This window comes from Kitasatospora sp. NPDC058478 (assembly GCF_042720345.1).
GTDB lineage: Bacteria > Actinomycetota > Actinomycetes > Streptomycetales > Streptomycetaceae > Kitasatospora.
In genome coordinates, this window is sequence record NZ_JBHXML010000028.1 from 96,394 (window position 1) to 102,072 (window position 5,679).

Here is a 5,679-nt window from a genome sequence, read left to right on the forward strand (position 1 = left end):
TCCCCCGGGCTGGGAAGGGCGGGGGGGGTGTCGCCCGGCGCCGGCTCCCCCGTGCCGCTGTGCCCCGACCCCGGCTGCGGGCGGGGCGCCCCCCCCCGCGGGCCGCACAGGCAGCTGGCGGGCGGGACGGCGGGTGCCCTTCAGACGGACAAGGCCAGCGGAACAGGCCTAGCGGAACAGGCGGTCGCCGCTGTTGGCCATGCGGTGGGTGCCGCTGTGGCGGTTCACCCAGTCACGGACGAGGTTGACGGCGTTGGCGCACTGCCAGCTGTTGTCGTACTCGCGCACGCCGGTGAAGGCGCCGTAGCCGGCGATGATGCCGTCCACACCCGCGTCGCCGAGCAGCTTGTCGACGTACCACGGGTCGTTGTAGGTGGCCGTCCAGGACAGCGTGGCCGCGAGCCGCCCGGCGGCGCGGTCCCCGGCGCCCTTCTTCAGCTCCGCGCACGTGTTGTAGGTGGCCTCCGTGCAGTTGCCGAAGCCCTTGGTGATGTCGGTGTCGCCGTAGTCCATCGCCCGGTGACCGGCCGGGAATCCGGAACCGGACCGGTTGAAGGCGCCCTGGACCTGGTCACGGGTGCCGGTGGACGTGATGCCCTCCAGCGGGCCGAGCTTGCCTTCCAGGCTCTGCCAGCCCCTGCCGCCGACGTCCGGGGTGTTGCCGCCGTGGTACTCGAAGAAGCCGTAGAGCACCTGGATCCCGGCGGCCGTCAACCGCTGCGCCTTGTCGCGCAGTCCGGCGACGCTGCACGTGCGGTTGGGCTGCTCCCCGCAGTAGTTCGGGTCCTTGATGTCCAGCCAGACCAGCGACAGCCGGCGTCCGGCGTTGGCGTTGGAGAGGATGCGGTCGATCATGCTGTCGAAGCTGGGGCCCAGGCGGTTCTCACCGGCCGAGGAACAGTCGTGGTAGGCGCGCCATTCGTTCGGGTTCCACCAGGCGCAGACGTCGATCTCGATGGCGTTGGCGCCGTGGCCGAGCGCGGCGTCCACGCCGTCCAGGGTGTCGACCCGGTGCGCGATGGCGTAGATCGCGTGTCGCGAATCGGCCGCCGCCGCAGGGGTCGTACCGAGCGCGGTGAGGCCGACGATCCCGCACAGTGCCGCCAGCAGCGCCAGCATCTTCCGCGCGCCGGTGCCGTGCCTGAGGTGAGTGGTCAAGAAACGTGCTCCTCGATGTCGGTGCCCTGAAGCCGTCGCTGATGGACGGCCGCCCCCGATCCAGGACTGGTCATGTCCGCCTCAGTCTGCCACTGGTTCGTGCCCGGTACGGGGGGAACAGTGCAAATCCTCCGCTAAAGTCCGCCGCGCGAGGCCAACTCGGCCCGGAGCGCGGGCAGCTGCTCGTCGGCGGACTCGTGCGGCAGGAACTCGACCGGATCCAGGAAACGGAACAGCACCCGGCTCTCGGTGACGGCGTACTCGTAGTCGCCGAACCCGACCACCGCCCCCGTGCCGCCCCGCACCGCCCCGCGCACGGCGGCCGCCGTCAGCTCGTCCGCGCCGCCGTGCGCCGCAGCCCGGCGCCGGGCGTTCGGCCGGGCCAGGTACGGGCACACCATCGCCGCGTAGAGCATGCAGGCCCGGTGGCCGGGCCCCTCCATGGTCGGCGCGAGGTTGCGGTACGGCCGCCCCTCGGCGAGCGCGGCCCCGATCGCCGCGCTCTCCGCCGCCCCGACCACGCGCCACACCGGGCCCCGGGCCATGAATCCCCCGCACACCGAACAGAGGCGCTCCAGCGCGCAGTTCGCGCTGCGCTCGTGGTCGGTCAACGCGAACTGCGGCTCGCCGCCACGCCAGGGCGTGATCGCCGGCACCGGATAGCCCCGGACGTCCCGGGGCCGCTCCCCCACCCGCTCCGGCATCGGCACGGCATCGAATCGCACGCCCCCATCCTTGCCGCCCCCCGCGCCGCTGTCGACCTCCGACGCGGCGGCCGCCCCGCGCGGCGGGCGCGGGGCGGCCGGTGGTCCGGGGGCGGCTCCTGGTGGAGGGCCGGGCGGCGGGCCTCAGTTCCAGATGCCGGTGATGTCAGCGGCGTTGGCCGCGTTGCCCGCGTGGGTGGTGGCGCCGGCGAGGTCCTCCAGGGTGCGCAGCACGTTGTAGTGGTTGTAGGTGGCGGCGGAGGTGCTGCCGGGGGTGACGTGGGCGCCGTAGAAGACGGTCGGGATGCGGTTGCCCGCGAGCCGGTTGTCCTCGTCGAAGGTGACCACGAGCAGGCTGTTGTGGCTCTTGGCCCAGGTGGCGTAGGCGCCGAGGTTGTTCTTGATCCAGGTGTCGCCGGTGCCGACCGAGCAGTCGTGCATGTCGCTGCAGAGGTTCGGTACGACGAAGGAGACGTTCGGCAGGGTGGTGTAGTCGGTCGGGAACTGGGCGAAGGTCCTGGCCGAGTTCAACGGGACGTTGCCGAAGCCGAACCAGGGGTTGTGCTTCTGCGCGTACTTGCCGCTGCTGCACGTGGTGCTGCCCTGGGCGGGCAGGGTCTCGTTGTAGCTGGCCCAGGTCCTGCCGGCGGCGGTGACCTCGGAGGCCAGGTTGGGGCCCTGGAGGGCGCCGACGGAGACGCAGCTGTCGTCGGTGACGCCCTGGGTGGAGCCGGAGAACAGGGCGTAGTAGTTCGGCTGGCTGGGGTGGGTGATGCCGAACGACTGGGTGAGGTTGGCGCCGCCGGTGGCCAGGGAGTTGAGGTACGGGGCGCTGCTGCTGCCGACGACCTGGTTGTAGGCGTGGTTCTCCATCACCACGACGACGATGTGGTCGGGCGCGGGCAGGGCGGCGGCCTGCGCGGTGGAGGTGGTGGCGGCCCAGAGGCCGGCGGAGGCCGCGAGCAGGGCGGCCACCGAGCCGAGGGCGGTGGCGGTGCGGCGGGAGCCGTGCTTGGTGGACGAAGTCATGACAATTCCTCGGGTAGGGAGCGGCCCTGGCGCGGACGCTCGATCAGGGCTGCGCGACGAACCGGTCCGGTACGGCGTCTAGTACGGCGTGCCGTTGGCGAAGTCGCGGGCGGCGGTGGACTCGACGGTGGTCAGCACGCCGGAGTCGGTGGTGATCAGGCCCAGCTCGCGGTTGTTGTTCAGCGAGTTGTCGGAGAAGTTCTCCGAACCGGCGAACACCTTGGCCGAGGGCGTGCCGTAGTCGGCGACGATCGCCTTGGCGTGGATGTACAGGCCCGTGGTCGAGGAGTAGGTGACCACCTGGCCGCCGGCCGTGACCACCTGGTCGAAGTAGCTGCTGTAGGACGAGGGGTTCATGCCCACCACCCGCACGGTGACGCCCCGGCCGGCGGCCGCGGCGACCGCGTCCACCAGGGCCTGGTCGCCGAACTCCAGCTGCTCCAGGTCCAGCGTGTGCTGCGCGCCGTTGATCAGGTCCAGCAGGCGGGCCTGCGAGTCGGTGGGCGACCAGACCAGGTTGTCGCCGTCGGAGGGGGTGATCGAGGTCTGGGCGTAGTCGGCGGCGAAGACCTGCTCGATCGCGGCGACGTCGTTGGCGTCGGTGTCGACGACGCCGTAGTCGCGGCTGCTGGAGTAGTAGGTGGAGTCCAGGTTCCCGGTCAGGATCAGGGACTTGGCGCCGTCCACGGTGACGGTCTTCTGGTGGGTGTAGACGAACGCGGAGGAGGAGTACGTCACCCCGACGCCGGCGGCCCGCAGGGCCGAGTAGGCGGCGCCGTTGACCGAGGTGTGCCGGCCGTCGAGGATCACCCGGACGGTGAGGCCGGCCCGTCGGCGGCCGATCAGGGCGTTGACGGCGGTGGTGTCGCGCAGCTCGTACATGGTCACGTCGACCGAGCGTGTGGCCGAGTTGATGAGGTCGTAGACGACGCCGTGGTCCTGGTCCGGGAACACGATCGGCGTGTACGTGGCGGCGGTGGCGGCGGTGGCGGCCTGGGCGGTGCCGGACAGCGGTATCAGGCCGGCGGCGGCGAGCAGCAGCGCGCCGGCCCGGCGCGCGGAGGTGGCCAGGGGCATGCGGAACTCCACGATCGGTGAGGGGGGAAGGCCTGGGCGAAGGTGCGGGAGCACGCGCGAGGCGCCCGAACAGCATCGGGTGGATCGGTCGACGCGGGTAGACGACAGCAGGTAAAACCTTGACCCCGGGTCGGGAAACGGATGGTGCGGCCGATCCGGTTCACTTTGCCAGCCACCGGCCCCGCCGGTGATAGTGGATCTTCGAGGACGTGGCCGGACGCCGCGTCAGCCGAGTGAGAGAACAGAGGATCATGGCGAAGATCAGCCTTCTGCGTCCGCTCGCGGTGGCGGCCGCGGGTGTCGTCCTGCTGGCGACCGGAGCCGCGCAGGCCGTGGCCGCCGACCAGGGCACCACCGGCGCGCCCACCCCGGACACGGCCGCGGTGCGCGCCGCCCTCCAGGCCACCACCGACGCGGGCGCCCCGGGCGCCTTCGCGGTGATCCGCGACCACGGCGACGCCGAGTCCACCCGGTCGCTGGCCGTCGGCAAGGCCGACCTGGACGGCACCCCGATGAACTCCTCGTGGAGGTTCCGGGTCGGCAGCAACAGCAAGATGTTCAACGCCGTTCTCGTGATGCAGCTGGCGGAGCAGGGCCTGATCGACCTCGACAAGCCGCTGCGCGACTACCTGCCGGCCGGCACCCTGCCGGACACCTGGACCATGACGGGCCGCCAGGTCATGGAGCACCGCGCCGGGATCTACGACCACACCAACGACCTGCTGGAGCAGGCCGGCGAGGAGACCACCAGCGCCTTCGAGGCGCGCATCCGCACCAACGTGTACGCGCCGCGCGACCTGGTGGCGATGTCCGTCAAGCACGGCCAGCAGTACACGCCCGGCAGCCGGTACTCCTACTCCAACACCGACTTCGTCCTGATGGGCCTCGCGGTCGAGCACCTCACCGGCCGCCCCTACGAGGACGTCCTGCGCGAGCGGATCATCGAGCCGCTGGGCCTGAGCAAGACCTCCTTCGTCGTGCCCGACCAGGAGATCCAGGGCGCCCACGTCACCGGCTACCTCACCAACGACAACCGCAGCAAGCCGCTGCTGGACTCCACCCAGCAGACCGGCTCCTGGGTGTGGACGGCCGGCGCGGTCATCTCCGACGCCGCCGACCTCGACCACTTCCTCACCGCGCTGATGGCGGGCAGCTCCGGCGGGCTGGTCTCGGACGACTCGCTGAAGCAGATGACGGCCGCCCTGGCCACCCCCACCGCCAAGATCAGCTACGGCCTCGGGCTGCGCCGCATCTCGCTGTCCTGCGGCGACGTGTACGGCCACGGCGGCATCGTCCAGGGCTTCCAGACCCAGTCGTTCGCCACCCCGGACGGCAAGCGCTCCGTCGTCGTGTTCGCCAACGCCTCCAACAACGGCTCCGTGACGCAGGGCCTGATGAACGCGCTGGAGCCGGCCTTCTGCGGCAAGAAGCCGGCCGTCGCGCCGCGGAACTCGTTCGCCCCGAGCGCCTTCACCGAGAACCACTCGCTGCCGGTGGTCGAGGACACCCGGATCTGACCGACCCGCACAGTCCGCCGCTCACGCGCCCGCACGGCCCACCCGCCGTGCGGGCGTGCGCGTCTCGGGCCCCGGGCGTTCCCTAGGGCGTGTTTCATAATTCCCGCCGGGCGCGCGACGCCGGGCATCCCGCCTGACCGCACCGGCGAAACGTCCAAGTACGGCCCAGTACGAGGACGCTTCGCCGGCACGCC

At 71.6% G+C, this 5,679-nt stretch carries 5 protein-coding genes; 1 reads left to right on the forward strand and 4 read right to left on the reverse strand.

Annotation, left to right across the window (positions count from 1 at the left end; all coding sequences use genetic code 11):
• Window positions 1–168: 168 nt before the first annotated feature.
• From ACFWPT_RS17790 to ACFWPT_RS17805, 4 genes are all read right to left on the reverse strand, one after another.
• Window positions 169–1,158, reverse strand: coding sequence for a phospholipase (locus tag ACFWPT_RS17790; protein ID WP_380482641.1), 990 nt, complete (start codon window positions 1,156–1,158; stop codon window positions 169–171).
• 134 nt (window positions 1,159–1,292) lie between these two features.
• Window positions 1,293–1,883 carry a hypothetical protein gene (locus ACFWPT_RS17795; RefSeq protein ID WP_380369942.1) on the reverse strand — a complete coding sequence of 197 codons (591 nt, stop codon included), beginning with the start codon at window positions 1,881–1,883 and terminating at the stop codon, window positions 1,293–1,295.
• A gap of 123 nt (window positions 1,884–2,006) precedes the next feature.
• A complete protein-coding gene (locus ACFWPT_RS17800; protein ID WP_380482643.1) occupies window positions 2,007–2,891 on the reverse strand; it encodes an alkaline phosphatase family protein in 885 nt (294 codons plus the stop codon).
• Window positions 2,892–2,969: 78 nt separating this feature from the next.
• A complete protein-coding gene (locus ACFWPT_RS17805) occupies window positions 2,970–3,968 on the reverse strand; it encodes a phospholipase D-like domain-containing protein (RefSeq protein WP_380482646.1) in 999 nt (332 codons plus the stop codon).
• 251 nt (window positions 3,969–4,219) lie between these two features.
• Between ACFWPT_RS17805 and ACFWPT_RS17810 the strand changes: the two genes are divergently transcribed.
• Window positions 4,220–5,485 carry a serine hydrolase domain-containing protein gene (locus ACFWPT_RS17810; RefSeq protein WP_380482649.1) on the forward strand — a complete coding sequence of 422 codons (1,266 nt, stop codon included), beginning with the start codon at window positions 4,220–4,222 and terminating at the stop codon, window positions 5,483–5,485.
• The last annotated feature ends 194 nt before the right edge of the window (window positions 5,486–5,679 follow it).